The following is a 3,118-nucleotide window of genomic DNA, read 5'->3' as shown; positions in this document are numbered from 1 at the left end:
TATATATATTATTTGGAATAAAATCATCTTATTCAAATAACCATTCTTCTGAGAGATATCTATCCCCACTATCAGGCAATATTGCGATTATCCTTTTACCTTTATTTTCCTCTCGTTTAGCCAATTGTAAAGCCGCCCAAGTAGCCGCTCCTGAAGAGATTCCTGCAAAAATACCCTCATTTTTAGCAAGTGCAATTAATGTTTTTCCGGCTTCATCACTAGGCACTGGAATAATTTCATCAATAAACTCAGAATCATAAATTGAAGGAACAAATCCTGCACCAATTCCTTGAATGTTATGTGGTCCTTTTACGCCTTTAGCTAATGTTTGTGATTCTTCTGGTTCTACTGCAACAATTTTGACATCAGGAAGAACCTCTTTTAATGCTTTACCAATACCAGTAATTGTTCCACCAGTACCTACTCCTGCAACAACATAATCCACATTCCCCCCTGTATCTCTCAAAATTTCTTGTCCAGTTGTCTTATAGTGGATAGCTACATTAGATTCATTGTCAAATTGACCTAAAATAACTGAATTCGGATTTTCATTATGTAATTCTTCTGCTTTTTTAATAGCACCACCCATACCTTCTGAACCTGGAGTTAATACAATTTCAGCACCATAAATAGCTAAAAATTTTCTCCTTTCAACAGACATGGTTTCAGGCATGGTCAATATTACTTTATAACCTTTTGCAGCAGCAGCAAAACCAATACCAATACCAGTATTTCCACTAGTTGGCTCTATAATCACAGAACCTTTCCCAATTAATCCTTTTTCCTCAGCATCTTCAATCATTGCAGCAGCAACACGATCTTTTATGCTGCCTGCTGGATTGAATGATTCCATTTTTACATCAACTTCTGCATCTAAATCTTTTGTTAAATTGTTTAATCTTATTATAGGAGTGTTTCCTATTGCATCAATTACACTATCAAGCACTCCTCTTTTTAATTCTGGAACATTTACCATATTTTATTCTCCAAATAATTTATTTGTTTTTAATAATATATTAAAAGAATTATCTTAAAAATTAAATAACTATTGTTATATAATGGATTCATTATATAAATATTTTGAAGAAATTTAGTGATACTAAAAAATTATAAGAATAAAAAAAAGATTAAAAGTTTTCATTATAATAATCACATATTTCAGTACAAGGACAAATCTCACACTGAGGAGATATTGGTTTGCAAATATTTTGACCAAACTGAACCATCAAATCATTTAATTTAATCCATAAATCCTTAGGAGCTATTTTTTTAAGTTCCTCCTCAGTATCTTCAGGATTTTTTGTATTTACTAACCCTAATCTATTTGAAATTCTATGAACATGAGTGTCTACTGGAATTGCTGGAAGTTCAAAAGCAAAAACCATTACACAATTAGCAGTTTTTCTACCTACACCCGGAAGTTTTAACATTTCTTCCACAGTATCCGGAACAACTCCACCATACTGGTCAATTAAAATCTGTGAAACCTCTTGAATTCTTGCTGCTTTTACATTATAAAAACCTGCAGGCCTAATCAATTCTTTAACATCATCAATTGGAGCTTCTGCAACTTCATAAATATCTTTATACTTAGCAAATAAATTGTTAGTAGCCTGATCAGTATTTTCATCACGTGTTCTTTGAGACAAAATGGTTCTAATTAATACCCTGTAAGGATCATGGTCTTGAAATACTCTTATCTCAAAAGTATTATCCAAATATTCAACTAATTTAATTACTCTTTCCTCTTTATTCATCATTATATCAATTCCAATTCAAAACCAAGCTTTGCCATTGCTTCAATGAAATTAGGGAATGAAACATCAAATACTTCCCCATTTTTAATTTCAATGTCATGCTTAAGACCTATTAAAGAAAATGCCATTGCAAGCCTATGGTCTCCATGTGAATCAACAACACCTGATGACACACCACCAGTTATACTCATTCCATCTTCATGCTCAACCAATTTACAACCGAGTTTTTCCAGTTCACGGCAAGTTGTGTCAATCCTATCAGTTTCTTTTACTCTTGCATGAGCAACACCCGTGATATTAGTTGTTCCTTCAGCCATTGCAGCTAAAACAGCAACAGTAATTAATAAATCAGGTGCATTTGATAAATCAACATCAATTGCTTTTAAACATCCCTTAGAAGTAATTTCAACATAATCTTCTCCACGAACAATTGTTGCCCCCATATCTTGAAGAATATTTAAAATAAATTTATCTCCTTGCTTGGATGTCCTAAATAAATTTTTAATTCTAGCACTACCTCCATTAATAGCAACTAAAGCAAGTAAATAAGATGCAGATGAATAATCTCCTTCAACAGTATAATCACAAGCAACATATTCTTGTTTAGGAATTTTAAATTCATCGATTCTGCAACTTTGATGCTCTTGACTACAGGAATCATGTTTCAAATAATATGATTTGTCTGATTTAATACCAAATTTTCTCATAATGTCCCAAGTCATATAAACATAGGGCTTTGATTTGAATTCAGGTAAAACATATAAAGTAACCCCACATTTAGACAATGGAGCAGATATTAAAATTGATGAAATAAACTGTGAACTAACATTACCCATAATATTAGTTTCACCACCCACATATCCAGGTTTAATCAATATTGGTGCCTTTCCATTATTGTTTAATGATTCAGTTTCGACTCCTAAAGGTTTTAAAGCATTCATCAAAAGACCCATTGGCCGTGTATGAAGAGATTCATCACCTGTTAAAATAACTTCATTATCACTTAATGCAGAAACAGATGTCATTAATCTAAGTGTAGTTCCTGAATTTGCAAGGTCAATTGGCCCATCACAAGAATTATGAAGCATTCCATTAGTTCCTATGACTTCTAAATAATCATCATTCCTATTAATTTGAGCACCCAATGCTTTACATACTCTAATTGATGCTAATGTATCTTCAGAGTATAGCATATCATAAAGTTTAGAGGTACCATTAGCTAATGAAGCTAATATAATTGCTCTGTGAGAATAACTTTTAGATGGGGGTGCTTTAACCTCACCACCAATATTTGAGATATTTTTTACCTTAAGAATCATCAATAATATTTTAAATTAAATTTAATAAATAGTTACCTATAC

General features: G+C 32.0%; 3 protein-coding genes. All 3 read right to left on the bottom strand.

All coding sequences use genetic code 11. The annotated features are described in order from the left end of the window. Positions 1–28: 28 nt before the first annotated feature. Positions 29–976 (bottom strand): cysteine synthase A, encoded by a 948-nt coding sequence (gene cysK, locus ACR0P1_RS07665; protein ID WP_432645815.1) that lies wholly within the window; start codon positions 974–976, stop codon positions 29–31. 151 nt (positions 977–1,127) lie between these two features. After that, on the bottom strand, positions 1,128–1,757 hold the full coding sequence (locus ACR0P1_RS07660; RefSeq protein WP_432645816.1) for an endonuclease III domain-containing protein: 630 nt from the start codon (positions 1,755–1,757) through the stop codon (positions 1,128–1,130). Between the two features lie 2 nt (positions 1,758–1,759). After that, positions 1,760–3,076 (bottom strand): 3-phosphoshikimate 1-carboxyvinyltransferase, encoded by a 1,317-nt coding sequence (gene aroA / locus ACR0P1_RS07655; RefSeq protein WP_432645814.1) that lies wholly within the window; start codon positions 3,074–3,076, stop codon positions 1,760–1,762. Positions 3,077–3,118 lie beyond the last annotated feature (42 nt).

The organism is Methanobrevibacter sp. (assembly GCF_050872065.1).
GTDB lineage: Archaea > Methanobacteriota > Methanobacteria > Methanobacteriales > Methanobacteriaceae > Methanocatella.
The sequence above is the reverse complement of the archived record's forward strand: the minus strand, read 5'-3'. Positions and strand labels throughout refer to the sequence as shown.

Coding starts and splice junctions, on each gene's coding strand:
- cysK (WP_432645815.1), bottom strand. CDS start 976: ATGGTAAATGTTCCAGAATTAAAAAGAGGAGTGCTTGATAGTGTAATT.
- ACR0P1_RS07660 (WP_432645816.1), bottom strand. CDS start 1,757: ATGAATAAAGAGGAAAGAGTAATTAAATTAGTTGAATATTTGGATAAT.
- aroA (WP_432645814.1), bottom strand. CDS start 3,076: ATGATTCTTAAGGTAAAAAATATCTCAAATATTGGTGGTGAGGTTAAA.